The 24422-nt window shown below is 64.1% G+C and carries 26 protein-coding genes and 1 pseudogene; 14 read left to right on the forward strand and 13 right to left on the reverse strand.

Features of this window, described 5'->3' with window-relative positions; translation table 11 throughout:
• Positions 1 to 70 precede the first annotated feature (70 nt).
• Entirely contained in the window at positions 71 to 1774 is a 1704-nt protein-coding gene (locus tag AC1D08_RS11775) for a BTAD domain-containing putative transcriptional regulator (RefSeq protein ID WP_477423157.1), read from the reverse strand.
• Between the two features lie 134 nt (positions 1775 to 1908).
• On the opposite strand from AC1D08_RS11775, the gene AC1D08_RS11780 reads away from it, so the two are divergent.
• The 4 genes from AC1D08_RS11780 to AC1D08_RS11795 all read left to right on the forward strand — a co-directional run bounded on the left by AC1D08_RS11780 (position 1909) and on the right by AC1D08_RS11795 (position 6759).
• A complete protein-coding gene (locus tag AC1D08_RS11780; protein ID WP_095091235.1) occupies positions 1909 to 2574 on the forward strand; it encodes a peroxiredoxin in 666 nt (221 codons plus the stop codon).
• 115 nt (positions 2575 to 2689) lie between these two features.
• Positions 2690 to 3832 carry an NAD(P)/FAD-dependent oxidoreductase gene (locus tag AC1D08_RS11785; protein ID WP_457150298.1) on the forward strand — a complete coding sequence of 381 codons (1143 nt, stop codon included), beginning with the start codon at positions 2690 to 2692 and terminating at the stop codon, positions 3830 to 3832.
• Between the two features lie 193 nt (positions 3833 to 4025).
• The gene (locus tag AC1D08_RS11790; RefSeq protein ID WP_457150297.1) at positions 4026 to 5684 is read left to right on the forward strand and encodes an acyl-CoA synthetase; all 1659 of its coding nucleotides are present in this window, start codon (positions 4026 to 4028) and stop codon (positions 5682 to 5684) included.
• A 181-nt stretch (positions 5685 to 5865) separates the two neighbouring features.
• Entirely contained in the window at positions 5866 to 6759 is an 894-nt protein-coding gene (locus AC1D08_RS11795; RefSeq protein ID WP_457150296.1) for a hypothetical protein, read from the forward strand.
• 68 nt (positions 6760 to 6827) lie between these two features.
• Here AC1D08_RS11795 and AC1D08_RS11800 read toward each other — a convergent pair whose 3' ends face one another.
• From AC1D08_RS11800 to AC1D08_RS11810, 3 genes are read right to left on the reverse strand one after another with little or no spacing between them, the layout of a single operon-like run.
• Complete coding sequence (locus AC1D08_RS11800; RefSeq protein WP_457150295.1) at positions 6828 to 7040, reverse strand: tautomerase family protein; 213 nt, start codon at positions 7038 to 7040, stop codon at positions 6828 to 6830.
• 31 nt (positions 7041 to 7071) lie between these two features.
• On the reverse strand, positions 7072 to 7968 hold the full coding sequence (locus AC1D08_RS11805; protein WP_457150314.1) for an SDR family oxidoreductase: 897 nt from the start codon (positions 7966 to 7968) through the stop codon (positions 7072 to 7074).
• Between the two features lie 7 nt (positions 7969 to 7975).
• Positions 7976 to 8734 carry an SDR family oxidoreductase gene (locus AC1D08_RS11810; protein WP_457150294.1) on the reverse strand — a complete coding sequence of 253 codons (759 nt, stop codon included), beginning with the start codon at positions 8732 to 8734 and terminating at the stop codon, positions 7976 to 7978.
• Positions 8735 to 8836: 102 nt separating this feature from the next.
• On the opposite strand from AC1D08_RS11810, the gene AC1D08_RS11815 reads away from it, so the two are divergent.
• Positions 8837 to 9730 carry a LysR family transcriptional regulator gene (locus AC1D08_RS11815; RefSeq protein WP_457150293.1) on the forward strand — a complete coding sequence of 298 codons (894 nt, stop codon included), beginning with the start codon at positions 8837 to 8839 and terminating at the stop codon, positions 9728 to 9730.
• Here the strand turns inward: AC1D08_RS11815 and AC1D08_RS11820 are convergent.
• Positions 9727 to 10008 carry a hypothetical protein gene (locus AC1D08_RS11820; RefSeq protein ID WP_457150292.1) on the reverse strand — a complete coding sequence of 94 codons (282 nt, stop codon included), beginning with the start codon at positions 10006 to 10008 and terminating at the stop codon, positions 9727 to 9729. The genes AC1D08_RS11815 and AC1D08_RS11820 overlap by 4 nt on opposite strands.
• On the opposite strand from AC1D08_RS11820, the gene AC1D08_RS11825 reads away from it, so the two are divergent.
• Positions 10007 to 12547, forward strand: coding sequence for a bifunctional diguanylate cyclase/phosphodiesterase (locus AC1D08_RS11825; RefSeq protein ID WP_457150291.1), 2541 nt, complete (start codon positions 10007 to 10009; stop codon positions 12545 to 12547). The genes AC1D08_RS11820 and AC1D08_RS11825 overlap by 2 nt on opposite strands.
• Positions 12548 to 12560: 13 nt before the next feature.
• Here the strand turns inward: AC1D08_RS11825 and AC1D08_RS11830 are convergent, their stop codons facing one another.
• Positions 12561 to 14183: an ABC-F family ATP-binding cassette domain-containing protein gene (locus tag AC1D08_RS11830; RefSeq protein WP_477423161.1), complete on the reverse strand. Its 1623-nt coding sequence runs from the start codon at positions 14181 to 14183 to the stop codon at positions 12561 to 12563.
• Between the two features lie 255 nt (positions 14184 to 14438).
• Here AC1D08_RS11830 and AC1D08_RS11835 point away from each other — a divergent pair, with 255 nt between their 5' ends.
• A complete protein-coding gene (locus tag AC1D08_RS11835; protein ID WP_457150289.1) occupies positions 14439 to 14738 on the forward strand; it encodes a hypothetical protein in 300 nt (99 codons plus the stop codon).
• Between the two features lie 308 nt (positions 14739 to 15046).
• Here AC1D08_RS11835 and AC1D08_RS11840 read toward each other — a convergent pair whose 3' ends face one another.
• Positions 15047 to 15745: an SDR family NAD(P)-dependent oxidoreductase gene (locus AC1D08_RS11840; RefSeq protein WP_457150288.1), complete on the reverse strand. Its 699-nt coding sequence runs from the start codon at positions 15743 to 15745 to the stop codon at positions 15047 to 15049.
• Between the two features lie 161 nt (positions 15746 to 15906).
• Between AC1D08_RS11840 and AC1D08_RS11845 the strand changes: the two genes are divergently transcribed.
• Together AC1D08_RS11845 and AC1D08_RS11850 are read left to right on the forward strand one after the other, a co-directional pair.
• The gene (locus AC1D08_RS11845) at positions 15907 to 16536 is read left to right on the forward strand and encodes a glutathione S-transferase family protein (protein ID WP_457150287.1); all 630 of its coding nucleotides are present in this window, start codon (positions 15907 to 15909) and stop codon (positions 16534 to 16536) included.
• 140 nt (positions 16537 to 16676) lie between these two features.
• Positions 16677 to 17165: an RrF2 family transcriptional regulator gene (locus AC1D08_RS11850; RefSeq protein WP_095091225.1), complete on the forward strand. Its 489-nt coding sequence runs from the start codon at positions 16677 to 16679 to the stop codon at positions 17163 to 17165.
• 212 nt (positions 17166 to 17377) lie between these two features.
• Here the strand turns inward: AC1D08_RS11850 and AC1D08_RS11855 are convergent, their stop codons facing one another.
• From AC1D08_RS11855 to AC1D08_RS11865, 3 genes are all read right to left on the reverse strand, one after another.
• A complete protein-coding gene (locus AC1D08_RS11855) occupies positions 17378 to 17797 on the reverse strand; it encodes a cupin domain-containing protein (RefSeq protein WP_477423163.1) in 420 nt (139 codons plus the stop codon).
• Positions 17798 to 17853: 56 nt separating this feature from the next.
• Positions 17854 to 18606: an SDR family oxidoreductase gene (locus AC1D08_RS11860; protein ID WP_457152169.1), complete on the reverse strand. Its 753-nt coding sequence runs from the start codon at positions 18604 to 18606 to the stop codon at positions 17854 to 17856.
• Between the two features lie 67 nt (positions 18607 to 18673).
• A complete protein-coding gene (locus tag AC1D08_RS11865) occupies positions 18674 to 19153 on the reverse strand; it encodes a carboxymuconolactone decarboxylase family protein (RefSeq protein WP_457152168.1) in 480 nt (159 codons plus the stop codon).
• Positions 19154 to 19272: 119 nt separating this feature from the next.
• On the opposite strand from AC1D08_RS11865, the pseudogene AC1D08_RS11870 reads away from it, so the two are divergent.
• Positions 19273 to 19368, forward strand: a pseudogene (locus AC1D08_RS11870) (helix-turn-helix domain-containing protein); the annotation flags it as partial.
• 138 nt (positions 19369 to 19506) lie between these two features.
• On the opposite strand, the gene AC1D08_RS11875 reads toward AC1D08_RS11870, so the two are convergent.
• Positions 19507 to 20106, reverse strand: a complete 600-nt coding sequence (locus AC1D08_RS11875; protein WP_457152170.1) for a YdeI/OmpD-associated family protein — start codon at positions 20104 to 20106, stop codon at positions 19507 to 19509.
• A gap of 185 nt (positions 20107 to 20291) precedes the next feature.
• Between AC1D08_RS11875 and AC1D08_RS11880 the strand changes: the two genes are divergently transcribed.
• Both AC1D08_RS11880 and AC1D08_RS11885 read left to right on the forward strand, forming a co-directional pair.
• Positions 20292 to 20636 (forward strand): VOC family protein, encoded by a 345-nt coding sequence (locus AC1D08_RS11880; RefSeq protein WP_457152167.1) that lies wholly within the window; start codon positions 20292 to 20294, stop codon positions 20634 to 20636.
• A gap of 91 nt (positions 20637 to 20727) precedes the next feature.
• Positions 20728 to 21339 carry a hypothetical protein gene (locus AC1D08_RS11885; protein ID WP_457152166.1) on the forward strand — a complete coding sequence of 204 codons (612 nt, stop codon included), beginning with the start codon at positions 20728 to 20730 and terminating at the stop codon, positions 21337 to 21339.
• A 21-nt stretch (positions 21340 to 21360) separates the two neighbouring features.
• Here the strand turns inward: AC1D08_RS11885 and AC1D08_RS11890 are convergent, their stop codons facing one another.
• Complete coding sequence (locus AC1D08_RS11890) at positions 21361 to 21834, reverse strand: cupin domain-containing protein (protein ID WP_457152165.1); 474 nt, start codon at positions 21832 to 21834, stop codon at positions 21361 to 21363.
• A 65-nt stretch (positions 21835 to 21899) separates the two neighbouring features.
• Between AC1D08_RS11890 and AC1D08_RS11895 the strand changes: the two genes are divergently transcribed.
• Positions 21900 to 22361 (forward strand): MarR family winged helix-turn-helix transcriptional regulator, encoded by a 462-nt coding sequence (locus AC1D08_RS11895; protein WP_457152164.1) that lies wholly within the window; start codon positions 21900 to 21902, stop codon positions 22359 to 22361.
• Between the two features lie 39 nt (positions 22362 to 22400).
• Here the strand turns inward: AC1D08_RS11895 and AC1D08_RS11900 are convergent, their stop codons facing one another.
• On the reverse strand, positions 22401 to 23306 hold the full coding sequence (locus AC1D08_RS11900; RefSeq protein ID WP_457152163.1) for a S1C family serine protease: 906 nt from the start codon (positions 23304 to 23306) through the stop codon (positions 22401 to 22403).
• Between the two features lie 241 nt (positions 23307 to 23547).
• Here AC1D08_RS11900 and yghU point away from each other — a divergent pair, with 241 nt between their 5' ends.
• Positions 23548 to 24414, forward strand: coding sequence for a glutathione-dependent disulfide-bond oxidoreductase (yghU, locus tag AC1D08_RS11905; RefSeq protein WP_457152162.1), 867 nt, complete (start codon positions 23548 to 23550; stop codon positions 24412 to 24414).
• Positions 24415 to 24422: the final 8 nt, after the last annotated feature.

Below are 24422 nucleotides of genomic sequence, written 5' to 3' on the forward strand. Positions count from 1 at the left end.
ATACAGGCCCGCGCGGGTGAGACCAGCCCACGCGCCATCCGTCATAGGACGAGGAACCGATTCCTTGCCGTCAACCCTCGGAACCCATGCGGGCAAGGCAGCGGGCCTGATCGCGCGGGCGGCCAAGTTCCTGATAGCGCGAGGCCGCCTCGTCGAAGGCGGCGAGCGCGCGGATCTCGTGGTTCTGCGCCCGCCGCTGCACACCGCGCGCTTCCCAAAGGGCAGCCGCCCAGGGGCCGCCATGCCACATGCCGGCGATGCGCTCGGCGTCGTTCAGGCGGCGGTCGACCTGGTCCAGTTCGCCCGCCTCGGCAAGCGCGATCGCGGAGGCCGTGCGCAGCGCCATCGAACAGGGCTGGCAGGCGCCGTGGGTCAACAGCCGGTCGCCGGCGAGGATCTGCTGCGCCACCATCTTGGGTGTCGCCGCCGCCCGCACGGCCAGCGCCTGCATGCGCATGATCAGGTGCGGGGATAGCCATGAGCGTTCGGCGTCGGTGAGACCGCGTTGGATGAGCCGGCTGGCGCGCCATTTCTGGCCGCGCTCGAGCGCGATCTCGGCGAGCCGCTCTATGGCGAGCACGCGGCCGGCCACCGCGTCCGCCTCAAGCAGCAGCCGCTCGGCCTCGATCAGGTGGCGCTCGGCCTCGTCGAGGTCGCCCGAGAACAGCGCCGCCTCGCCCAGAAGCAGGCAGGCAAGCCCGCGACCGGCATTCGATCCGGCCTCCTCGGCCACGGTGAGCAGTTCGCGGGCAAGGCCTGCGACTTCGGCATGGCCCGAGGCGCTGCAGAGGCAGAATTCGCATAGGCAAAGGTGGCCATCGAAGACATGCTGCACGAAGGCCGGTTTGGCGCGAACCCATTCGATGAATTCTGAGCGGAACAGTTGCGGCCACTGCGCCCGCATCATCGAGGCGATGCCGAGCAGCGCGCTCGCCTCGCCGACTTCGCGCGGCAGGTCGGCACCGAGCGCCAGGTCGCGGGTGTGCCTGGCGATCTCGCTTGCCTTGTCGAACTCGCCGCTTTGCAAATGCACCAGGCCCCAGGCGAGCGAGGTGCGGATGCGCTCCGACGGGTTGACGGTGGCGGCGCCGGAGAGGGCCAGCGCCTTCTCGTAAAGGGCAATGGTCGCCGCACTCGGCCCAACGCCGAGTTCGGCGTGCAGGTTGTCGCGCAGCTGGTTGAACTGGCGGATGGCCTCGACACGGTTGCCGGCATCGAGTGCCGCCTGCATCAGCGCGCACTGGGCCTGCTCGTCGGCGGGGTCGAGCGCGATCAGGCGCTGCCATAGGCCGCCGGCGCGCAAAAGATCGCTGTAGCGCTGCTGCGATTGCGCGCGCGGTGTGTCGAGCCACTCGACGAAAAGATCGTCCGGCAAAAGCCTGCCACCATACAGGTCGGCCGCGCGTTCATAGGCGCTCCGGTCACCGCCGCGCAGCGCCGCCTTGGCGGCGGCCTCGAAGCTTTCGGTGTCGATCTCGAGCTCGGCATGCGGGGCAAGCGAGACGATGTCGTTGCTCACCTCGATCAGGTCGTGGGCCCCAAGCGCGCGGCGCGCGAAATGAATGGCCTTGCGCAGATTGGCGCCGGCCGCCTCGGGATCGGCGTCGGGCCAGAAAATTTCCATGGCCTGCTCGCGGTGGATGCGGTGGGCAGCCCTGAGCGCCAGCATCTTGACCAGGGCCGAGGCGCGATCGCGCCGCCAGTCGGCCGCCGGGATCGGGCGGCCATCGACGCTGACGGCGAAGCGGCCGAGCAGATGGATCGAAACGCGCATACAGGCACCATCAGGAAAGCCAGCCCTGGGGCGCCAGAGCCGTCACCAACCAGGGAGCGTCGGGGAACGCTCGCGGAACATAGATTTCCTAATTTGCCCCCGCAATCGAATTCCAACCGGAAAGGAAAGCAACCATGTCACTCCGTATCGCAGACATCGCCCCCGACTTCACCGCCGAGACCACCGAAGGCACGATCAGCTTCCACGAATGGCTGGGCAAGGGCTGGGGCATCCTGTTCTCCCACCCCAAGGACTACACGCCCGTGTGCACGACCGAACTCGGCTACATGGCGCGCCTCAAGCCCGAGTTCGACAAGCGCGGCGTCAAGGTCATCGGCCTCTCGGTCGACCCCGTCGAGAAGCACGCCGGCTGGGCCAAGGACATCGCCGAGACGCAGGGCATGGCGCCGAACTTCCCGATGATTGGCGACCCGACGCTCGCCATCTCGCAGCTCTACGACATGTTGCCGGCGTCGGCCGGCAACAGCGCCGACGGACGCACCGCCGCCGACAACCAGACGGTGCGCAACGTCTATGTCATCGGCCCGGACAAGAAGATCAAGCTGGTGATATCCTACCCGATGACGACGGGCCGCAACTTCGACGAGGTGCTGCGCGTGGTGGACTCCTTGCAGCTGACAGCCAAGCACCGCCTGGCGACGCCGGTCAACTGGAAGCCAGGCGACGACGTCATCATCGCGGGATCGGTGTCGAACGACGAAGCGAAGCAACTCTACCCTCAGGGTTGGAAGGAGCCGAAGCCCTACATCCGGATCGTGCCGCAGCCAGTCCTGACCTGACATCGACCAACCTACCTGGACTTGGACGGCCAACACTTTGGCGGCGAGGACACGGGAAGTCCCGCCGCCACGACGGGAATGATCGATCAACCGGGAAACCTTGGTGGGAACAAAGATGAACACTGCAAGCAAACCGCGCATCGTCGTGCTGGGAGCTGGTTTCGGCGGCCTGGAACTGACGACGCTGCTTTCCGAAGCGATGGGCGACAGCATCGAGGTGACGCTGATCGATCAGAGCGATTCCTTCGTGTTCGGCTTTTCCAAGCTGGACGTAATGTTCGGACTGAAGACGCCGCAGGCCGTGCGCCTGCCCTACAAAAGCTACGCCAAGCCCGGCGTCAGGATGCTGAAGCGCACGATAACCTCGATCGATCCCGAAAGGCGCCGGGTGACCACCAATGACGGCGTGTTCGACGCCGACCACCTCGTCGTCGCGCTGGGTGCCGAATATGATTTCGACGGCACGCCAGGGCTCTCGGGAACCAACGAGTTCTACACCGTGGCGGGAGCGGAGCGGCTGCGCGACATGCTGCCTACCTTCAGAAAAGGCAAGGCGATGGTCGGCGTCTGCGGGGCGCCCTACAAGTGCCCACCGGCGCCCAGCGAATGTGTGCTGATGCTGCACGACTATCTGGTCAGGCAGGGCGTGCGCGAGGCCTGCGAGATCGCCCTGGTGCTGCCGCTGGGCAGCCCGGTACCACCCTCGCCCGACACCTCGCGAGCGCTGCTGGCGGCCTTTGCCGAACGCGACATCAAGTTCGTCCCCGGCAGGCGCGTCGCCTCCGTCGACAATGCCCGCAATGTGGCGGTGCTCGACGACGGCACGGAAATGCCGTTCGATCTCTTCCTCGGTGTTCCCAAGCATCGCGTGCCGCCAGTGGTGCTGGAAAGCGGCATGGCCGAGAACGGCTGGATCCCGGTCAATCCGCGTACGCTCGAAACAAGATACGAGAATGTCTATGCCGTAGGCGACGGCGCCAACACCGGCACGCCCAAGGCCGGCGTGTTCGCCGAGGGTGCGGCGCGCGCCGTTGCCACCGGGCTCATCGCAAAACTGCGCCAGAGCGGCAGCGGCGCGCTCTATGACGGCTTCGGCACCTGCTATATCGAGTTCGGCGGCGGCCGCATCGGCAAGGTCGAGGTCGATTTCTTCTCAGGCCCAGCACCAACGGGCACCTACTACGAGCCCTCGGTGGCGCTGCGCGCTGACAAGGAGACTTTTGGATCGAGCCGCCGCTCGCGCTGGTTCGGCCTCTAGGGCCAGAGGATGAAGAGCACTCGGGGGCCGGATACCCCTCGGCGCGATCCTGGCGCCCGAAGCGGGAAGGCGAGCCCCTGCCCCGTTGCATCAAGCCTCGCGGCGATCACCTCATCGACCATGGGTGTGATCTTGGCTATCCTGTCGGCAATGACGATGGTCCACGAGGACGCCACCACGGAGGGATGCTGCGATGGTTGGAGCTTCGGCCGGCTTGCCGCGCTACGCGGATGCCGTTCAGCGCTTTCGTATCGAGGATGAAGTCGCGCGCCTTCATGGCGACCCGTCGACCGGCATCAATGCCTGCGTCGAATGCTGCGATCGCCACGCCGGGCAAAACCGGCTGGCGCTGCGCGCGGTCTCCGCCAAAGGCGAGCTGCGGGAATTCAGCTTCGATGATCTTCGCGATATGTCGGCGCGCGTCGGCAATATGCTGAAGGTGGCCGGCGTCGGCCCCGGTGACGTCGTCGCCGGCATGCTGCCGCGTATTCCCGAACTGGTCGCGCTTATCCTCGGCACCTGGCGCATCGGCGCGGTCTACCAGCCTCTGTTCACGGCCTTCGGCCCGAAAGCCATCGAGCACCGACTGAAGACCAGCGGCGCAAAACTCGTCGTCACCAACACCGCCAATCGTGGCAAGCTGGACGAGGTGGAGGATTGCCCCCGCGTGGCGACCATCCTTGCCCCTGGCGAGACCTTGCCGGCGGGCGACATCGATTTCCGCGCCGCGTTTGCCGCCGCCTCGACGTCCTGCGAGCTGGTCATGCGCAAAGGCGACGACCTGTTCATGATGATGTCGACCTCGGGCACGACAGGCCTGCCCAAGGGCGTGCCGGTGCCGCTGCGCGCGCTGCTGGCCTTCGGCACCTATATGCGCGATGCGATCGGTTTGCGGCCCGACGACGTCTTCTGGAACATCGCCGATCCCGGCTGGGCCTACGGCCTGTATTACGCCATCACCGGCCCCTTGCTGCTCGGCATCGCCACCACCTTCAACGAGGGCGCCTTCACCGCCAACAGCACCTACGACATCATCGAGCGCCTCGGCATCACCAGCCTCGCCGGTTCGCCGACCGCCTTCCGCCTGCTGCTGGCCGAAGGCGCGGCGCCCGCCGCCCGCATCAAGGGCCGGCTGCGCGTGGTGAGCAGTGCCGGCGAGCCGCTCAACCCGGAAGTCATCCGCTGGTTCGACGCCCATCTCGGCGTGCCGATCCATGACCATTACGGCCAGACCGAAAACGGCATGTTGGTCAACAACCATCACGGCCTGTCGCACCCGGTGCGCCCGGGCTCGGCCGGCTTTGCCATGCCGGGCTACCGCATCGTCGTGCTGGACGAGGCCGGCCAGGAGCTCGGCCCCAACCAGCCCGGCATCCTCGCCGTCGACATCGCCAACTCGCCGCTGCGCTGGTTCGACGGCTACCACCAGGCGGAAACACCGGCGATTTCGGACGGCTACTACCGCAGCGGCGACACGGTCGAGTTCGAGCCCGACGGCTCGATCAGCTTCATCGGCCGCGCCGACGACGTCATCACCTCGTCGGGCTATCGCATCGGCCCGTTCGACGTCGAAAGCGCGCTCATTGAACACCCGGCGGTCAACGAGGCAGCGGTTGTCGGCGTGCCCGACCCGCAGCGCACCGAGATCGTCAAGGCCTTCGTCATCCTGGCATCTTCGTTTCGCGGCAGCCCGGAACTGGCCGAGGAACTGGCACAGCACGTCCGCAAGCGGCTCTCGGCCCACGCCTATCCGCGCGAAATCGACTTCGTCACCGAATTGCCGAAGACGCCGAGCGGCAAGATCCAGCGGTTCTTGCTGAGGAAGGCGGAGGTGGAGAAGCGGAAGGGGTGAGGTGTGGTCCGCAAAGCGGACGGAAAGCCAATTGCTTGGCTTTCCGAACAACGAACGCCCGGAGCGACAGCGGAGGGCCGGCCGACGCATACAATGCTTGGCGTCGACGGTACTGCCGCGCAATAGCCGCAAAGCTGCTTGATGGCTCCCAATCTGTCGATCGCCATAAGGGGGCTATGTCATGCGGTTGGTCTGGATGATCGTGTTCGCACTCATGACCGGAGCCGCTTTCGCGGCCTCGCCGGAGGACGACTATATCGCCGCACGCGACAAGGCGATTTCCGCTATCGCAGCGCTGGAAAGCGCGAACGAACCCGTGGAAACGCTCGATGCCGCCGGGACGAAAGCGCTGGCCGATCTGGAAAAGCGGCTTTCAGCCCTTCTCGGCCCCTTGGCGGTTTCAGGTTTTCCGGCAACCGGCACGATCAATCTCGAAAGCCTGAGCGATGCCGATATCGGGTTCGGCATGCTGGACGGGTTGCGGTACAGCAAAGGCGACGACGACCCGAGCCTGGTGGCAACGACGCGGGGGCTTCTCGCGCGGTGGCTCCAGTCCAGAGCCGCCGAGATGGATACGAGCTTCAGACTGCCCACCGGCATCGATGCGGCGCTGAAGCTCGATGCCTTCTATACCCAGGCGATCAACAGCGACGCCGCGTTCACGGGGACGCTCGACTTTCCCCTGAAGAAGCCTGGAGGCGCCGACATCGCCTTTGCGCGGCTCGGCGGTTGGGCGCAGGACATAGGACCGAACCCCGACCAGCAGGTCATCGTCACGCTCGTCAAGGGCAACAGCGTCATGATCGCCTCGGCCCCTGCGGCACCGCCTGTTCCGAAGATCGCCGCCTGCGACGCCTTGTGGGCCTCGGCCGATGCCGCCGCCCAGAAGTTCCAGGAGGCCTACCAAGCCTCGGACCTCAAGGACCAAAAGTCGTATGACGCCGCCAATGCCGCCTGGGAGAAAGGTGACGCCGACTATCGCGCCTGTGTGGGCCAGCACCTGCCGGGCGAGCCGGTCTTCCCGGCGCTTCTCGCCCAGGCCCAGGAGCTTGCCGATCACATGGCCGGCAAGTAGGCCCTCCCGGCGTGTCGGCGCCGCGCCTTCCTCAGCCCCGCCGGCCAAGGTAAGGCGCGGTTCGGGCGCTACTCCCTCGCGCGATAGGCCTCCGGCACGACGAAGACTTCGTCGGCACGGCCATAGCCGCCGTCGGCGACCTCCTCCACCAGCACCATCGTGTAGGGCCGGACGCCTTCGCCGAAAAAGTCGACGAACATTGCCGTGGTTCGATGGATGAGGTCTTCCTTCTGCGCCTTGGAGAGAGCCGCTTGCGGCATCTTGATGTTGGCGAATGGCATGATCGTTTTCCTTGGTCTTTGAGGGTTGGGTTCAAGCAGTCGGATGGAGCAGGTCGGCAAGACCGATCCGTTCCATGAGTTGCGCGCGGACACGATCGGCGACGCCATTGACGACCGCCGCACCATCGTCCGCGGGGTCGACGTGCACGCGCAGCGGACGCCTTCCGTGCGGCATCGCCACGAGGTCGACGATGGCCGCCGCGATATCAGTCGGATCGGCATCCGCTGGCTCGAGTGCGGCCAGCCCCTTCAGCACCTGCTGATCGACGCCGGTGTAGGGGCCGGACCAGTAGAGCGCGGCGCGCTCCGCATCCGCCGGCGCTGCCGCATGATGAAAATGCTCGGTGCCCTTGGTGAAGGCGCCCGGCACGACGATGGTCGTCTCGATGCCGAAGCGGGCGAGTTCCAGCGCATAGCTCTGCGCCAGTGCATCCATGCCGGCCTTGGCCGCGAAATAGGCCGCAAGGAAGGGCGGCGTGCCGCCGCGCGTGCTGCTCGAGCCAACCCAGATCATCTGGCCCCTGCCAAGAGAGCGCATAAGCGGCAAGGCCGCCCTGTTGACGCGCTGTGTGCCGACGACGTTGACGTCATAGAGCTGCGCCAGCTGTTCGGGCGCGAAAGCCTCGGTCGGTCCAAACCCCATGTGCCCGGCATTGTGGATCAGCACGTCGAGCCGGCCGGTCTCGCTGAGGATCAGGCGCACGGCCGCCTCGGCCGAGGCGTCCGAGGTCACATCGAGCGCGATGGGTTTGAGCGCCACGCCCTCGTCGCGAGCGAATTCTTCCATCTCGGCGGCCGCCGCACCGCCGCGCGCCGCCGGGTCGCGCATCGATGCATAGACCGTGTGGCCCGCGCTTGCGAGCGCCCGCGCCGTCATCGCGCCGAAGCCGCTGGAAGCGCCTGTGATCAAAATTGTCTGTTGCATGATTGTCTCCTCAGACCACGCCGCCATTGGCGCGGATGATTTGCCCGTTGACCCAACCGCTATCCGGCCCGGCCAGGAACGACACGAGCCCGGCAATGTCGTCGGGCTGGCCGAGCCGGCCGAGCGGGATCATTTTGCCGATGGCCTCGATTTGCGCCTGGCTCTTGCCGTCCGTGAACAGGGCGGTCTCGATCGGTCCGGGCGCCACCGCGTTGACGGTGACGCGGCGCGCGCCAAGCTCCTTGGCCAGGATGTGGGTCATCGCCTCGACGCCCGCCTTGGTGGCGGCGTAGACGCCGTAACCCGGCTGGTAGAGGCCGACGACGCTGCTTGAGAAGTTGATGATACGACCGCCGTCGCGAAGTCGGCGCGCACCTTCCCGCATGCCGCGGAACACACCGCCGAGATTGATCGCGATCTGCATGTCGAAAGAAGCGTCATCGGTCTCGGCGATCGGCGACGTCTTCATGATGCCGGCATTGTTGACGAGAATGTCGATGCCGCCGAACGCCTTCTCGCCGGCATCGAACAGCCTGGTGAGGCCGGCCGGATCGGCGATATCGGCCTGCACGGCGATCGCCTTGCCGCCGCCGGCTTCGATCGCCCGGACAAGCTGTTCGGCCTCAGCGCGTCCCCGTGCGTAGTTGACGACGACAGCGACACCGTCGCCGGCGAGCCGCCGCGCGATGGCGGCACCGATGCCCTTGGAGGCGCCGGTCACAATCGCCGCTCTGGTTTGAGTGCCCGTGTCTGTCTGCTGATTTGTCATGGAAGGTCTCCGCGTTGTTGGTGACACGGATATAGGCCAAGCCATCCTCCGGATAATCAGCCGCCTATTGACATGACTATTCGGAAACTGCGAACAAAGACCATGGATCGTCTGGACACCATGCGGCTCTTCGTTCGCGTCCTGGAGCGGCGCAGCTTCACCGCCGCCGCGGCAGATCTCGGCCTGCCGCGCTCAACCGCGACGGAAGCGATCCGGCGGCTCGAAGAGCATCTCGGCGCGCGCCTGCTGGAGCGAACGACGCGGCAGGTGAACGCCACGCAAGACGGCGAAGCCTATTACCGGCGCTGCCTGTCCATCCTCGCCGAGATCGAGGATGCCGAGGCCGCCTTCCGCAATGCCGAGCCCTACGGGCTGCTGCGCATCGACGCCAGCACGCTGCTCACCCGCACATTCCTGTTGCCGCGCCTGCCCGAGTTTCTCGCCCGCTATTCCCGCATCGATCTGCAGATCGGCCAGAGCGACAGGCTGGTCGATCTCGTGCGCGAGGGCGTCGACTGTGTGATACGCGTCGGCGAGCCGCCCGACAGCGGCATGATCATGCGGCGCCTGGCGATGATCCGCGAGATCACCTGCGCCAGTCCCGCCTATCTCGAACGCAACGGCATGCCGATCTCCCCCGATGCGTTGGACGGTCACCAGGCCGTGGGCTTCGTCTCGTCGCGCACCGGCGAGACCCTGCCCTTCGAATTCACCGTCGCCGGCAAGGCCCGCGAGGTCCGGTTGCCGGGCCGCGTCGCCGCCAACAATTCCGACACCGCCGCCGATCTGGCACGGCTTGGGCTCGGCCTCATCCAGGCACCGCGCTATCGCTTCGAGAAGGACCTTGCCGATGGAACGCTCGTCGAGGTGCTGGCCGACTACCCGCCCTCGCCGACGCCGCTGTCGGCGCTTTACCCGCAGAACAGGCAGCTCTCGCCGCGGCTTCGCGTCTTCCTCGACTGGGCATCGCGCATCTTCGCAGTTGCGAACCTTTAGCGGCCGGCATCGACCGTGAAGAAGTCCAAACGGCGCCAGCCCGCTATGCATTGGTTCAGCCTGCGAGCTAAAATGCCGGCATTGGCACGATGTTGAAACTTCAGGCTGGCCTGGAAGGTTAAATTTAAGCGTTTGCTACTAGGATCGATCGACGAGCTATTGTCCAGGAAAGGTACCCGGGTCGAATTGGCCACAACGCGATACAGTCTCGGCCGCTTGAGACAGGCCATTTTTTCTTCCGCCAACTTGCCGGCGGCAATAGCCTTTGTTGTGCTCATGGTCTGCGCCGTCGTTGCCGACCAGCAGAACAGGAAGGTCTCCGACCAACTGGCGCGCGCCGATGTGCTGGCCAAGGTCAACGTCATCCGCGCCAAGCTCGAAGGCAACATAAACGGCAATCTCCAGCTTGTTCAGGGGCTCGTCTCGGCCATCGTTACAGAGCCCTACATGGGCCAGCAGAGATTTGCGTCGCTCGCAGGCAATCTGTTCGAGCAGAAATCGCAATTGCACAACATCGCCGGCGCGCCCGACCTGGTCATCTCGCTGATGTACCCGATGGAAGGCAACGAGAAGGCAATCGGGCTCGACTACCGCAAGAACGAGGAGCAACGCCTGGCAGCGCTTCGGGCGCGCGACCAGCGCGTGCTGGTATTTGCCGGACCGGTCAAACTGGCGCAAGGCGGGCGCGGCTTCATCGGTCGCATCCCGGTCTTCGTGCCGACGGCGGGAGGCGGCGACCGCTTCTGGGGCATCGTCTCGGCAGTCGTCGATGTCGACCGGCTCTACGCGGCAAGCGGACTGGCCGACCCCGATCTCGACATCGATGTCGCGCTGACCGGCAAGGATGCGCTGGGCGGCGGGGGCGAACGTTTCTTCGGCAACGGCACTGTCGTCGCCGGCAAGCCCGTATCGGCCGATGTGCAGTTGCCTTCGGGTTCCTGGCAGATTTCGGCCATCCCCAAGGACGGCTGGCCAGCGGCTCCGAAAAATCAATGGACCTTGCGGGCGCTCATGGCATTTGCCGGCGCGCTGGTGGTGCTGCCGATTCTCGTGGCCGGGCGGCTGTTTGGCGAAAGGCAAAGGAACGACGCCGAGTTGAGGCGCCTGTCCGGTCGCCTGGAGCTGGCGCTGGACGCCTCGGGCATCGGCGTTTGGGAGCACGACCTCGCCACCAACGAACTGCTGTGGGACGAACGCGTCAACGAAATCTATGGCAAGCCGGCCGACGGCAAGCCACGCGGCTATAACGACTGGGCGCTGGCGATCCACCCAGAGGACATCGAGCGGGCAAAGCAGGACTTCGATTCGGCCGCGACGACAAAAGGCCCCTACTTCTCGCAATACCGGCTCCTGCGCCCCGACGGCGCCGTCCGTCATGTGCGCACGCGCGCCAGCTTCTTCCAGGACATCGGCGGCACGCCCAAGCTGATCGGCGCCGAATGGGACGTGACCAGCGACGTCCTGCTCAATGAGAACCTCATTCGCGAGCGCCAGCTGTCGGAATCGAAGAACGCCGAGCTGAAGCTCGCCAAGGCGCATATCGAGCATGTGGCGCTGCACGATTCACTGACCGGCCTGCCCAACCGCCGCTATCTCGACGAGATGCTGGCCGAAACCGGCCAACACGACCGCATGGCGCTGCTGCATCTCGACCTCGACCGCTTCAAGCAGATCAATGACACGCTCGGGCACGCAGCGGGCGACGCGATGCTTATCCATGCCTCGAAGGTCATCAAGGCCAATGCCGGCTCCGCGGATTTCGTTGCGCGCATCGGCGGCGACGAGTTCGTCGTGGTGAGCCATGGGCGTGACGACGACGAACTCTCGGCACTCGCCGACCGGATCATCGAGGAGATGCGCCAGCCTGTCTATTACCGGGGCCATCAGTGCCGGTTCGGGGTCAGCATCGGCATTGCCGCCAACAGCGGCGTCGACGCAAAGCAGTTGCTCGTCAACGCCGATCTCGCGCTTTACCGGGCGAAAGGCCGTGGCCGCAACCGCTACGAGTTCTTCAACGAGGAACTGCAGAGCGAGATCGTGCGGACCAAGCAGGTCGCCGACGAGATCCTGGGCGGGCTGGAGCGGGATGAATTCGTCGCCTACTACCAGCCGCAGTTCGACGCCAGGACGCTCGAGATCGTCGGCGTCGAAGCGTTGTCGCGCTGGAAGCACCCGCGGCGTGGCATCCTGGCCCCCGACGCCTATCTCAAGGTGGCCGAAGAGCTCAATGTCGTGGCGCTGATCGACCGCATCGTCCTCAAGGATGCGCTGGAGAATTTCGAGCGCTGGTCGCGCAGCCACCTCAACATCCCGCGTGTCTCGGTCAACGTCTCGGCCAGGCGCCTGGAGGACAAGGACTTGATCAAGGGTTTGCGCGAGCTCGCCATCAAGGAAGGAACCGTGTCGTTCGAGCTGGTGGAGTCCATCTTCCTCGACGAGAACGACGATCTCGTCACCTGGAACATCGAGCACATCAAGGAGCTCGGCATCGACATCGAGATCGACGATTTTGGCACCGGCTATGCCTCGATCGTTTCGCTGCTCAAGTTGCGGCCGCGTCGCCTCAAGATCGACCGCCAACTGGTCACGCCCATCACTGGCTCAATGGCCCAGCGGCAGCTGGTGTCGTCGATCATCGAGATCGGCAAATCGCTCGGCATCGAAGTGGTTGCCGAGGGCGTCGAGACGATGGAGCACGCGCGCATCCTGAAGGAGCTTGGCTGCGATATCCTGCAAGGCTACTTTCTTGGCCGCCCGATGGAGGCGAAGGCCTTCAAGACCTTTGCCCAGTCGCGCAAATGGCTGGCCGCGGGGTAGTGGCTCGGCGCCCTTAGCTCCTGAGCCCCGGCGCTTCCTGCCCCGTCCGCTCGACATATTCGGTATAGCCACCGCCATAAGTGTGGATGCCTTCTGGCGTCAGTTCCAGCACGCGGTTGGAAAGCGCCGCCAGGAAATGCCGGTCGTGCGACACGAAGAGCATGGTGCCTTCATACTGCGAAAGCGCCGTGATCAGCATCTCCTTGGTGGCGATGTCGAGATGGTTGGTCGGCTCGTCGAGCACCAGCAGGTTGGGTGGGTCGAACAGCATCAGCGCCATCACCAGCCGCGCCTTCTCGCCGCCTGACAGCACCCGGCATTTCTTCTCGATTTCGTCGCCGGAAAAGCCGAAGCAGCCAGCGAGTGCCCTGAGCGGCGCCTGGCCGGCCTGCGGGAACGCGTCCTCGAGCGTCTGGAACACGGTGCGCTCGCCTTCCAGCAATTCCATGGCGTGTTGGGCGAAATAGCCCATCTTGACGCTTGGGCCGCGCGCCACGGTGCCGGCGTCGGGCTCGGACGCACCGGCGACCAGCTTCAACAGCGTCGACTTGCCGGCGCCGTTGACGCCCATGATGCACCAGCGCTCGCGGCGGCGGACCTGGAAATCGAGCCCCTCATAGACGCTGCGGCTGCCATAACCCTTATGGACGCTCTTCAGCGTCACGACATCCTCGCCACAGCGCGGCGCCGGCTGGAAGTCGAACGACACAGTCTGGCGGCGCTTGGGCGGCTCGACGCGGTCGATCTTGTCCAGCTTCTTCACCCGGCTCTGCACCTGGGCGGCGTGCGAGGCGCGCGCCTTGAAGCGCTCGATGAAGGCAATCTCCTTGGCCAGCATCGCCTGCTGGCGCTCGAACTGCGCCTGCTGCTGTTTGTCGGCGATCGCCCGCTGCTGCTGGTAGAATTCGTAATTGCCGGAATAGGCTGTCAATGAACCGGCGTCGATCTCGACCACCTTGTTGACGATGCGGTTCATGAACTCGCGGTCGTGCGAGGTCATCAGCAATGCGCCATCATAGTTCTTCAGGAAGGATTCCAGCCAGATCAGGCTTTCGAGGTCGAGATGGTTGCTCGGCTCGTCGAGCAGCATGGCGTCGGGCCGCATCAGAAGAATGCGGGCCAGAGCCACGCGCATCTTCCAGCCGCCGGAGAGTTTGCCGACATCGCCGTCCATCATCTCCTGGCTGAAACCCAGGCCATCGAGCACCTCGCGCGCGCGGCCGTCGAGCGCATAGCCATCGAGCTCCTCGAAACGGTGCTGCGCCTCGCCATATCTGGCGATGATGTCGTCCATCTGGTCGGCCTGGTCGGGGTCGGCCATGGCGGCCTCGAGTGCGGCCATCTCGGCCGCCACGTCGCTCACCGGCCCGGCGCCGTTCATCACTTCGGCCACCGCGCTGTGGCCTTCCATGTCGCCGACATCCTGGCTGAAATAACCGATGGTGACGCCACGATCGACCTGCACCTGGCCTTCGTCGGGCTGTTCCCGCCCGGTGATCATGCGAAACAGCGTCGTCTTGCCGGCGCCGTTGGGGCCGACGAGGCCGACCTTCTCGCCCTTCTGCAGCGCCGCCGACGCTTCGATGAAGACAAGCTGACGGCCATTCTGCTTGCTGATGCTTTCCAGTCTGATCATGCGATTTCCGGGGGCTTGGAACTTGGAAGGATTTTCCCCGGGGCCATACGCGATGGCGGGCGCCAGAGGAAGAGGCACAAGCGCCGCAGCGGCAACACTTCCCTCCTTCTTGTGGGAGAAGCCAAGACCGTCCCCGGACACAATCCAGAAACAAGATTCAACAGTTCGGAAAAACTGGCGAAAAGATTGGCTGGCATAAGCATCCCCGCTGCAGCCGGAATGGTCGCGGCACAACGCCAACGGATGTTACCGGCAATGCAACGAGGTTCTAACGGATGGACGGGTGCCCTGCTCGGCATGTCGCTTGCCGTCACCGCGATCGGACCGTCGGAAGCAAAAGCCGCCATCACCCGCAGCGAGCACTGCGACCGGCTCAGTCATCAACTCGACGAAGTCATCCAGACCAAAGCCGAGACAGCCGAGGTCGCCGAGGCAACGACACTGCAGAAGACAGCCATCCGCTTCTGTGCCGAGCGCAAGCAGGCGCAAGGCATCAGGACGCTGGCCAACGCTCTGGAGCTGCTTGGGGTGACGCCGGACGATGAGGCTGAGTGAGATCATATCTCAGGAAGCACAGCCACAAGCACACCGGCAACAAGCACTGCAAGGCTTATTGATAGCGCTTTCTTTCTGGCTTCCTCCCAGGAGAGGCCGCCACTCGCAAAAGCGAGGGCGGCTTTTTCTTGCGTGCAGTTTCGGCAAAAGTGCGGAACCGTCTTTCGCTGCAATTGTGTGAAACCAAGATGTTAGCGCAATTCAACGATTCAGATGTTGAAGTGCTTTGCGCGACACATCGATTGGAGCCGGCCGATCATTCCCGCGTTCGTACAGACCACCATCTCGCCTGGTCAGGGTACCATCCGTCACCACGGCAGCCTTTTGCCGTCGCGAAAGAAACCGCCGGTCGGCCCTTCGTCCGGCAAGGTCGCCGCCCAGACGATGCCCGCTGCTCCTTGCGCAACGGGGCGCCCGCCCGGCCCGCCCATGTCGGTGGCGACCCAGCCCGGGCAGACGGCGTTGACCAGGACGCCGGCGCCGCGCAGTTCAGCCGCCAGCACGCAGGTCAGCGCGTTGAGCGTCGCCTTCGATGTCGAATAGGCCGGCGCCCCCGCCCCCATCGAGGCCAGCGAACCACCCTCGGAAGAAACGTTAACCAGCCTGCCATGGCCACCGGCCTTGAGCAGCGGCGCGAAGGCGGACGCAGCCCGCCAGGCACCGAAGACATTGGTCTCGAACGCCTCGCGGATCACCGTCCAGTCCGGCAGCAAGGCCCGCGAACCGGCGTCGTAGTGGATCGCGGCGTTGTTGATCAGCACGTCGAGACGGCCGAACTGGCGCTCGACATCCGCCGCCGCCAATGCCGCAGCGTCGGGCGCCGCGACGTCGAACGCGATGGCCTCGACATGGCCATCGAGGCCTCGTGCCGCCGCTTCGCCTCTGGCGAGGTCGCGCACGCCGAGCAGAACGGTGAAGCCGAGCTTCGCCAACTGGCGCCCGGTCTCGAGCCCGATGCCGCGATTGGCGCCGGTAACCAGCGCGACCTTGCTGGATTGCGTGTTCATGTGCTGCTCCTGGGATGTCGATTGCTTCGGGAGAAAGATGGCACGAGCAGAAGTGATTTATTAGGTGGCCGGGATCGCAGTCTTCATGCGATGGCGTGCAGGAATCGGGTGGTGGCCGGGCGGCACGCCATGCGATGGTTGATCCATCACGAGGACCAGCCATGCTCACGCTTCATGATTATCTGCCATCGCAGAATGGCTGGAAGGTCCGGGTTCTGCTCGGGCTGCTCAATATCCCCTATGACAGTCGCAAGGTCTCGATTTTCGAGGGCGAGAGCCACACCGACGCCTTCCTTGAACTCAATCCTGCCGGTGCCGTACCGGTGCTCCAGCTCGAAGACAGCAGTGCCATCGCCGAATCCAATTCGATCCTGACTTACCTCGCCGAAGGGACGCCCCTTCTGCCGGCGGACCGCTATCAGCGCGCCAAAGTCATGCAGTGGCTGTTCTTCGAACAGTACAATGTCGAACCGGTCATCGGCTCGCTGCGCTTCTGGACCTTGACCGGACGCCTCGAGCGCAACCAGGGCATGGTTGCAGGCAAGCGCGAAGCCGGAGCCCGCACCCTCGCCGCCATGAACCGCAGCCTTGGCGACACCCCGTTTCTCGTCGGAAACGACTTCACGATCGCCGATATCGCTGTCTATGCCTACAGCCATCGCGCCGAGGATTGCGGCTTCTCGCTGGCGGACTATCCGGCGGTCATGGGGTGGATTGGCCGCGTGCGCGACGCCATCGGTCCCGGCTATCCGGTCCATCCCTACAGCATTGACCCGCATTCCGGGGCCTGAACGGCTTACCTCTTGCCCTGCGGACGATGCTGAAACCCCACTCAAGCGGGACCGGGAACCCGTCTGTTTACACCGCAGGAGAATAGGGATATTTTGTATCCTTAATAAAGCTCGGTCAGTATCGACCCCGGAATTCATCGATGATCCTGAAAAGCCAAGTCGAATGGGCGCTGCACTGCTGCGCCATTCTCGCAGGCCTGCCTGCCGGGCGCTATCTCTCGACAAAAGCGCTTGCCGAGTTCCACGGCCTTCCCAAGGAGTATCTCTCCAAGGCCCTGCAAAGCCTGTCGCAGGCGGGGCTGGTCCATACGACGCTGGGTCCGTCAGGTGGATATCGATTGGCGCGGACACCGGCTGAACTGACCTTCCTGGATATTGTCGAAGCGGTCGAGGGCAAGACGCCGACGTTCGTGTGCAACAACATCCGCGCAAACAACCCATGCCGTCCGCAGGACTATTGCGAAAGCAGCCCTTGCGCGGTGTCGCGCATCATGTGGGAAGCCGACGAGGCCTGGCGGGCAAAATTGCGCAGCGTCAAGCTTTCCGATCTCACCGAGGCCCTGGCGCAGGAGATTCCAGCCGAACTCTGGAAGAGCAGCTTTGAATGGGTGCTGGAGCGCGCCGGATGAATGGAAATGGCAGATCGTGACGGATGGCTAGTCCTTCTTACAGACAACAGGCGGGCCATCGGGCACCCTGAGGATGCCACGCGAAAATGCCGGCCACGGGAGCGTGGAGAGCACTGGGCGGTGATCACCCGACATTGACTCGCCGGCATGATTTCAGCCTACCGGCACGGCCGGACGCAAGGATGGGCGCCCGGCCTACTTGCCTGGTCGGCCTACTTCTTGACAGGATAGGTCAGTTCCTTCTGGTTGGTGTCGACCACGAAGACTGCCAGTAGTTTTGCGGGCTTGGTCTTGCTGCCGTTCTCGCTCACACTGTGGCGATCGCCCGGCAATTCCGAAAAGCTCTCGCCGGCCTTGTAGACCTTGACCGGGCCGTCATTGACCTGGCTGCGGATGGAGCCTTCCAGAACCGTTGCATAGATGAAGGCGGAGGTCGGATGGGTGTGCGCTTCCGAGTGACCGCCGGGACCATATTCGACCAGAATGCCCTTGATGCTCTTGCCGGGGACATTCGGCAGTTCATGCTCATAGACGAGCGTGACTTTGGCGGCTTTCCCGCCTGCGTCCTCGGCCGCGGCCGGGCCTGCCACGGCTGCCGTGACGATGAGGGCGGCAAGGATTGACTTGATCATTTCTAAACTCCTTTCATGCGTTGAGTGGAACGCTGCGCTGCGGCGCATCGTGACGGTCATTTGCGCGTCGAGGTGGCGAACCACTGCTCGAAGGTGATGCTGCCGAGACGGGGATTGTTGTCGGAGACGAGCGACGTGTCGTTCAGCCTCGCGCCGAAATAGAGCGCATCCGGATCAGTCACGACCTTGCGAGGATCGCCGGCAGCCTTCAGGTAGCGGGCGACGAGCTCGCTCATTCGCACACGCTCCGGACCGGAAATCTCGATCATGCCGTTGATCGGCGCGGCGAGCGCGACACCGGCCATGACGTCGGCGACGTCATCGGACGCGATGGGTTGTACATAGGCCGGCGACAGATGCACGGCGTCGCCGACCGTGCCCGATTGGGCGATGCCAGCCAAGAACTCCATGAACTGCGTGGAATGAACGATGGTGTAGGGAATGCCGGAAGCCTTGATCAGCTTTTCCTGGGTGAGCTTGGCGCGGAAATAGCCGACGTCCTGAAGGCGTTCGGTTCCGACGACCGAGAGCGCGATGTGATGCTTGACGCCGGCAGCCTTGTCCGCTGCGAGCAGATTGTGGCCCGAGGTCTCGAAGAATTCCATCGCGGCCTTGTCCTCGAAGGAGGGTGAGTTGGCGAGGTCGATCACGACCTCGGCGCCCGCGAGCGCTTCCTTCAGACCTTCGCCGGTGATGGTGTTGACACCGGTATTCGGGGAGGCGGCGATCACCTCACAGCCCTGCTTGCGCAGGCGTTCGACTGTCTTGGAACCGATGAGGCCGGTGCCCCCGATGATGACGATTTTCATAAGACTTCTCCGTTAGCGGCCGCCACGTCGCGCCGCATCGATTGATGGGAATGCCAGAAGGGCGGGGTTAGTTCAGGCCTGCCTTGTCGAGGCGGTAGAGTTTATCCGCAGAGCCGGGCACGGTCTTGAAGGCGACGTTAGCACGGTTCCAGGCGTTGATGGCCATGATCGAGAAGGTCAGGTCGGAGATTTCCTTTTCCGAAAGCTGCCCACGCACCCGCTCGTAGAGTTCGTCCGGAATACCGCCCTCGGGGAGCTTCGTGACGGCTTCAGTCCAGGCAAGGGCGGCGCGTTCACGAGGAATGAAAAGGTTTGATTCCCGCCAGATGGCGACATGGTAGAGCCGCAACTCGCTCTCGCCGTGGATCTTTGCTTCCTTGACATGCATGTCGAGGCAGAAGGCGCAGCCATTGATCTGGGACGCCCGGATATGGACCAGATCGCGGATCTTCTCTTCGATCACGCTGCGCGCCTCGGCCATGCTGAAGTCGAGAAACTTCTTGAATAGCTCAGGCGATTGTTGGGCGACGTTCAGGCGCTGTGTCACTGCTCTCTCCTTTTGAGGACATTTAATATCCTTAAGGATATATGATATCCATAATCCTGTAAAGCGCCTCCCGCCTGGGATGCGGGACATAAGGTTTATGTCGAATAGTATGGGTGAGAGTGGACATCGTATCGGGATTGCGAACGTTCCCGCGAGTGGCGGAGACAGGGTCCTTCTCGGCGGCGGCGAATGACCTCGATCTGACGCAGCCGGCCTTAATCAGCGCCTTGATCGACTGCATGGCACCCGAAAGCCCGAGGCGGCCAATACCCACCGTGGCTGGAGCAATTCCGAGAAAATGTGAAACGGGTGCGGCTAAACGCAAAGCGCCGGCAGTGCGGCGCCTGAAAGGATTACTTCTTGCCCTGCGGATGGATCGTCTCGCCGCGCTTCAGCATCGCGACGAAGGTCTCGATCTTCTTCTTGCGGCCAGCTTCGGTCTTCATGTTGTGGGTGCGGAAGGCAAGCGCGAAGCGGTTCTGTGCGCTGAGCTTTGCCAGCATCTCTTTCGCCTTGGGTTCGGCATCTATGGCTGCCTGCAGGTCATCGGGGATTTTCATCTCCTTGCCGCTGCCGTAGGCGCGCGCCCAGCGGCCATCGGCCTTGGCTGCCTCGACCTGTCTCAGCCCATGCTCGGTCATGCGGCCCTCCTCGACCAGCCGCGCGACATTGTCGATATTGATCAGGCTCCAGATGCTCTTCCTGCCGCGCGGCGTGTAGCGCTGCAGGAAACTGTTGTCGTCGAGCCCCTTGCGCACCGCGTCGATCCAGCCAAAGCACAGCACCACGTCGATGGCCTCTTTCGGCGTGATCGACTTCAGCCCCGACCCCACCTTGTGGACCTTGATCCACACCTCGGTTTCCGCGGCGTGGTGCTTGCCGAGCCAGGCGTGGAAGCTGGCCGCGTCCGGGAACTCCCTGACCTTGTCGGGATCGACCCAGACCGGCGCCATCAGCCGGCCTGCCCGTTCGTTCGCATCACCGACATCTTGCCTCCAGCCAAACATCATCCGTCAACATCGTGACATGGGTCCCTGTCAGTTTTCGGCAGCAGCAAAACCTGCTGGCGGATGACGATGGAACGCACCACCCATCGCCGCGTTCCGGCTTCAGTGCAACCGCCGGATGGAGGTTCCCGATGACAATCCAGACCATTTTCGCCCATGTCAGCTGCGCCGACCTCGAAGCCAGCATCGGCTGGTATGCAAAGCTCTTCGGCAAGTCGCCGCTGCGCCGGCCGATGCCGGGCCTGGCCGAATGGCAGTTCAGCGACAGCGCTGAGGTGCAGCTCTTCGAGGACAGGGACAAGGCCGGCACCAGCACGCTGACGCTCGGCGTGCTGCCGCTGACGCCCGAGCGGCAGCGGCTGATGGATGCTGGCCTCGACCCTGGCCCGATCGAGGAAGCCGACGATTTCTACATCATGCGCCTGCGCGACCCCGACGGGAACCTGGTGGTGTTTGCGAGTGCGCAACTCGACTAGGGCGCCCCCGGGCCAAAATATTTTCCTCCACCCCGCTGTCGAAATCTCGCAGACCTGCGATGGTCCTGTTCCACACGCTTGGGAACGCATCATGAAATCTCTGCTCTTCGCCCTGGCGATGCTGTTGCCCACAGCTGCCCTCGGCGAACCGATCGACACCCTGAAAATCATCACGGCGGTGACCGGCGACTTCAACGGCGACGGCGCCGTCGACCTTGCCATGGTCGTCGAGACCCAGCCCGGCAATCCGATGGACATCCACTTCTTCCTCAGGGACAAGGAGCACAATTACCTCAAGCCCGTCGAAATCGTGCACGAGCAGATCCTCGGCGAATGGAACGGTTACGACCGGCCGGGCTACGAAAATTCAGACACCGAGCCGGAACTGACGATGCTGCCGAACGGGTCGATCAAGTTCTATCTGCCGGCGATGCCGATCGGCGGCCAGCGGACCAACATGACGCTGACCATCGCCTGGCGCAACGGTGCCTTCATCGTCGCCGGTTTTGCCTATGACTACGAGGACTTCCAGCAGGATAATGTCGCCAGCGCCTGTGAGTACAACGTGCTGACCGGCAAGGGCACCAGCAGCAAGACGCAGCCTGACGGCAGCTCGAAGCACGGGACCGTCTCGGTGGAAGGCCGAACCGTCGCCTTCAAGGACTGGAACCCGGGTGCTGATTTCAGCGCTTGCGACGGGTGACCGGCGTTTCTTCGACCGGCTTCACGTCGGTGGCGGCGCTGCCGGCGTCAATCCGTGCCGGCGCATGATGTCCATCATTTTGAGCTTGTCGGGCGGGCCGCCGGCGGCAGCATTGAGCACCGCAAAGGCCTCGCGAAAATAGTCCGGGCCGATCGCCGCCGGCGTGATGACGCAAAGCGCCTTGGCATCCCTGGTGCCATTGTTGTCAAACCGGTGTACGGCGCCGCGTGGAATGCATAGCGCCTCCCCTGGCCCGACCTCGATCGCCTTGCCGTCGACGGTCCAGGTCAACACTCCGTCGACGCCGTAGATCGTCTCTTCGTAGTGGTCGTGGCTGTGCGCCGGCGCCGGCAGCCGCTGCGCGCCGGGCACCATAAGTTCGAAGGCGGCGACGCTGCCGTTCGAACTGTCGCCTGACACCAGGAAGCGAACCGACAGCCCCATGGTACCAATGGTTTCGTTGGCTGGATTGACCTGAAGATCCAAGGCTGGCATTGCACAAGCTCCCCGAGTAAATTACATTTACCGCATATGAGTAAACTCAATTTACCGGATCGTCAATGGCCACATCCACTGAAGTTCTGCAGACCAAGACCGAGGATCTGCTGATCGGCGCGCTGCTGCGCGTGCCGGCGCAGGCGATCCAGCGCCGGCTGATCAAGGAGCTCAACGCCGCCGGCTTCGACGAATTGCGCTTGCCGCATATGGCGGTGCTGCAGTTTCCCGGGCCGGACGGCGCGCGCCCGGGCACCATCGCCGAGCGCGCAGGCATGAGCAAGCAGGCCATCAACCAGCTGCTCAGCAGTCTCGAAGGTTACGGTTATCTCATGCGCTCCGACATTCCGGGCGAAGGCAGTGCGCGCGTGGTGCGGTCCACCGAACGCGGACACGCCGCCTTCTGGAAAATGGTCGATATCCTGCGCGACATCGAGGAAGAGTGGCGCACCGAACTCGGACCAGAACGCTTTGCCCAGCTGAAAGCGCTGTTGTTTGTCGTCTGGGACAGCCCGCTGGCGCGGTGAGCGGCCGACTGGGATGCAACGAAATGCCCCAGCCGATGCCTACTGCAGCTGCGGCTTCTTGAGGAAACTGCCGCGGTCGGCCGATTTGACGCGCAGCCAGGTTTCGCGGCCATCGCGCAGCACCCGCATCGGGATCTCCGCGCCGGCCGAGCCGCTCTCCCACAGCTTGCGATAGAAATCGGCCAGCCCATCGACCGCGCCGTCACGGATGTCGGAAATGATGTCGCCCTGCCGCAGGCCGGCTTTGGCGGCCGGGCCGCCTTCGGTCACGCTCATCACCACCACCTTGCCGTCGCTTTCGGCCGACAAGGCGCCGAGCCACGGGCGCGGTGGCCTGGCCACATGGCCGCGCGTCAGGAGATCGTCGAGAATGGGCGGCAAAAGGTCGATCGGCACGACCATGTTTATATCGGCGACCTCGCCGTTGCGGCTCATCTGCAGCCGCAGCGAACCGATGCCGAGCAGCGAGCCGTCGGCGCCGAACAGCCCGGCACCACCCCAGGACGGGTGCGCGGGCGCGATGAAGATCGCCTCGTCGAGCAGATACTCCCAATAGCCGGCGAATTCCTGCTTGGTGACGATCCTGGCCTGCACCGACTGGCCGACGCCGTCGGCCAGCACCACGGCGTCGCCGATCCTGGCCTTGCCGGCATCGCCCAGCGCCACCGCCGGCAGGCCGAGCGGCGCCAGCGCCTGCACCAGGCCGAAGCCCGATTCCTGGTCATAGGCAAGCGCGTGCGCCGGGATGACGCGGCCGTTATGACTGGTCAGCCAGACCTCTTCCGCTTCGGTGATGAGATAGCCGATGGTCAGCACCAGCCCGTCGTTGCGGATGACGACACCGCTGCCTTCCCTGAGCGTGCCCAGGGCACCGGCCGTGAAGGCATCCTCCGGAACGGTCGCCCGCACGGCAACGACCGAGCGCGGATTGGGATTGATGGTCATGCTGTCATTCCTGGATAGGTGATATTTCTATAGGTATGCCGCAAGCGAGATGGTGCAAGGGGTGAGAAGCGGTTCGCGCGGCCACTGGCACGACGAATTCGCTTCACGATCCGGCTGATCACCCCACCAGGGGAAGGGAAAACGGAGCCTCCGTCAACAATAGTTCAACGCAAGTTGAACTTCCCCCTCTGAAACCCTAGTTGTAGGGCGACCTGCCCATCCTTCCCCACGAGGCCCCGAGATGACCGACTACACCCCGCCGAAAGTATGGACCTGGAGCAAGGCGAATGGCGGCGCCTTTGCCAGCATCAACCGGCCGATCGCCGGGCCGACGCACGACAAGGACCTGCCAGTCGGCAAACACCCGCTGCAGCTCTATTCGCTGGCGACGCCGAACGGCGTCAAGGTGACCGTCATGCTGGAGGAACTTCTGGCCCGCGGCCACCAGGGCGCCGAATATGATGCCTGGCTGATCCGCATCAACGATGGCGACCAGTTCGGCAGCGGCTTCGTCGAGGTCAATCCCAATTCAAAGATTCCCGCCTTGATGGACCGCAGCGGCAAGACCCCGGTGCGCATCTTCGAATCCGGCTCGATCCTCGTCTATCTCGCCGAAAAATTCGGCGAATTCCTGCCAACCGAACAGCCGGCCCGCGCCGAGGTGCTGTCCTGGCTATTCTGGCAGATGGGTTCGGCACCTTATCTGGGCGGCGGCTTCGGCCATTTCTACGCCTATGCGCCGGAGAAGTTCGAATATGCCATCGACCGCTTCTCGATGGAGGTAAAGCGCCAGATGGACGTGCTCGACCGTCGGCTGGCCGAAACCGAATATCTCGGTGGCAAGGACTACAGCATCGCCGACATGGCGATTTGGCCCTGGTATGGCGGGCTGGCGCTCGGCCGCATGTACAATGATTCCGGCGAGTTCCTGTCCGTGAACGACTACCAGCATGTGCAGCGCTGGGCCAAGGCGATCGACGCCCGCCCCGCGGTCAAGCGCGGCCGCATGGTCAACCGCGCCTTCGGTGAACCCGCCATGCAGCTGCATGAGCGCCACGACGCCCGCGATTTTGAGACGAACACGCAGGACAAGCTGGCCGCCGAATAGACCACGGC

The sequence above is a fragment of the Mesorhizobium sp. P2_E6 genome, assembly GCF_056403835.1.

Bases quoted from the DNA above. Each gene is read 5' to 3' on its own strand.
- AC1D08_RS11790 (WP_457150297.1), top strand. From the start codon at position 4,026: ATGGTTGGAGCTTCGGCCGGCTTGCCGCGCTACGCGGATGCCGTTCAG.
- AC1D08_RS11840 (WP_457150288.1), bottom strand. From the start codon at position 15,745: ATGAACACGCAATCCAGCAAGGTCGCGCTGGTTACCGGCGCCAATCGC.
- AC1D08_RS11815 (WP_457150293.1), top strand. From the start codon at position 8,837: ATGGATCGTCTGGACACCATGCGGCTCTTCGTTCGCGTCCTGGAGCGG.
- AC1D08_RS11895 (WP_457152164.1), top strand. From the start codon at position 21,900: ATGGCCACATCCACTGAAGTTCTGCAGACCAAGACCGAGGATCTGCTG.
- AC1D08_RS11795 (WP_457150296.1), top strand. From the start codon at position 5,866: ATGCGGTTGGTCTGGATGATCGTGTTCGCACTCATGACCGGAGCCGCT.
- AC1D08_RS11775 (WP_477423157.1), bottom strand. From the start codon at position 1,774: ATGCGCGTTTCGATCCATCTGCTCGGCCGCTTCGCCGTCAGCGTCGAT.
- AC1D08_RS11900 (WP_457152163.1), bottom strand. From the start codon at position 23,306: ATGACCATCAATCCCAATCCGCGCTCGGTCGTTGCCGTGCGGGCGACC.
- AC1D08_RS11800 (WP_457150295.1), bottom strand. From the start codon at position 7,040: ATGCCATTCGCCAACATCAAGATGCCGCAAGCGGCTCTCTCCAAGGCG.
- AC1D08_RS11825 (WP_457150291.1), top strand. From the start codon at position 10,007: ATGGTCTGCGCCGTCGTTGCCGACCAGCAGAACAGGAAGGTCTCCGAC.
- AC1D08_RS11880 (WP_457152167.1), top strand. From the start codon at position 20,292: ATGACAATCCAGACCATTTTCGCCCATGTCAGCTGCGCCGACCTCGAA.
- AC1D08_RS11875 (WP_457152170.1), bottom strand. From the start codon at position 20,106: ATGGCGCCGGTCTGGGTCGATCCCGACAAGGTCAGGGAGTTCCCGGAC.
- AC1D08_RS11780 (WP_095091235.1), top strand. From the start codon at position 1,909: ATGTCACTCCGTATCGCAGACATCGCCCCCGACTTCACCGCCGAGACC.
- AC1D08_RS11885 (WP_457152166.1), top strand. From the start codon at position 20,728: ATGAAATCTCTGCTCTTCGCCCTGGCGATGCTGTTGCCCACAGCTGCC.
- AC1D08_RS11890 (WP_457152165.1), bottom strand. From the start codon at position 21,834: ATGCCAGCCTTGGATCTTCAGGTCAATCCAGCCAACGAAACCATTGGT.
- AC1D08_RS11785 (WP_457150298.1), top strand. From the start codon at position 2,690: ATGAACACTGCAAGCAAACCGCGCATCGTCGTGCTGGGAGCTGGTTTC.
- yghU (WP_457152162.1), top strand. From the start codon at position 23,548: ATGACCGACTACACCCCGCCGAAAGTATGGACCTGGAGCAAGGCGAAT.
- AC1D08_RS11860 (WP_457152169.1), bottom strand. From the start codon at position 18,606: ATGAAAATCGTCATCATCGGGGGCACCGGCCTCATCGGTTCCAAGACA.
- AC1D08_RS11850 (WP_095091225.1), top strand. From the start codon at position 16,677: ATGATCCTGAAAAGCCAAGTCGAATGGGCGCTGCACTGCTGCGCCATT.
- AC1D08_RS11830 (WP_477423161.1), bottom strand. From the start codon at position 14,183: ATGATCAGACTGGAAAGCATCAGCAAGCAGAATGGCCGTCAGCTTGTC.
- AC1D08_RS11845 (WP_457150287.1), top strand. From the start codon at position 15,907: ATGCTCACGCTTCATGATTATCTGCCATCGCAGAATGGCTGGAAGGTC.
- AC1D08_RS11835 (WP_457150289.1), top strand. From the start codon at position 14,439: ATGCAACGAGGTTCTAACGGATGGACGGGTGCCCTGCTCGGCATGTCG.
- AC1D08_RS11855 (WP_477423163.1), bottom strand. From the start codon at position 17,797: ATGATCAAGTCAATCCTTGCCGCCCTCATCGTCACGGCAGCCGTGGCA.
- AC1D08_RS11810 (WP_457150294.1), bottom strand. From the start codon at position 8,734: ATGACAAATCAGCAGACAGACACGGGCACTCAAACCAGAGCGGCGATT.
- AC1D08_RS11820 (WP_457150292.1), bottom strand. From the start codon at position 10,008: ATGAGCACAACAAAGGCTATTGCCGCCGGCAAGTTGGCGGAAGAAAAA.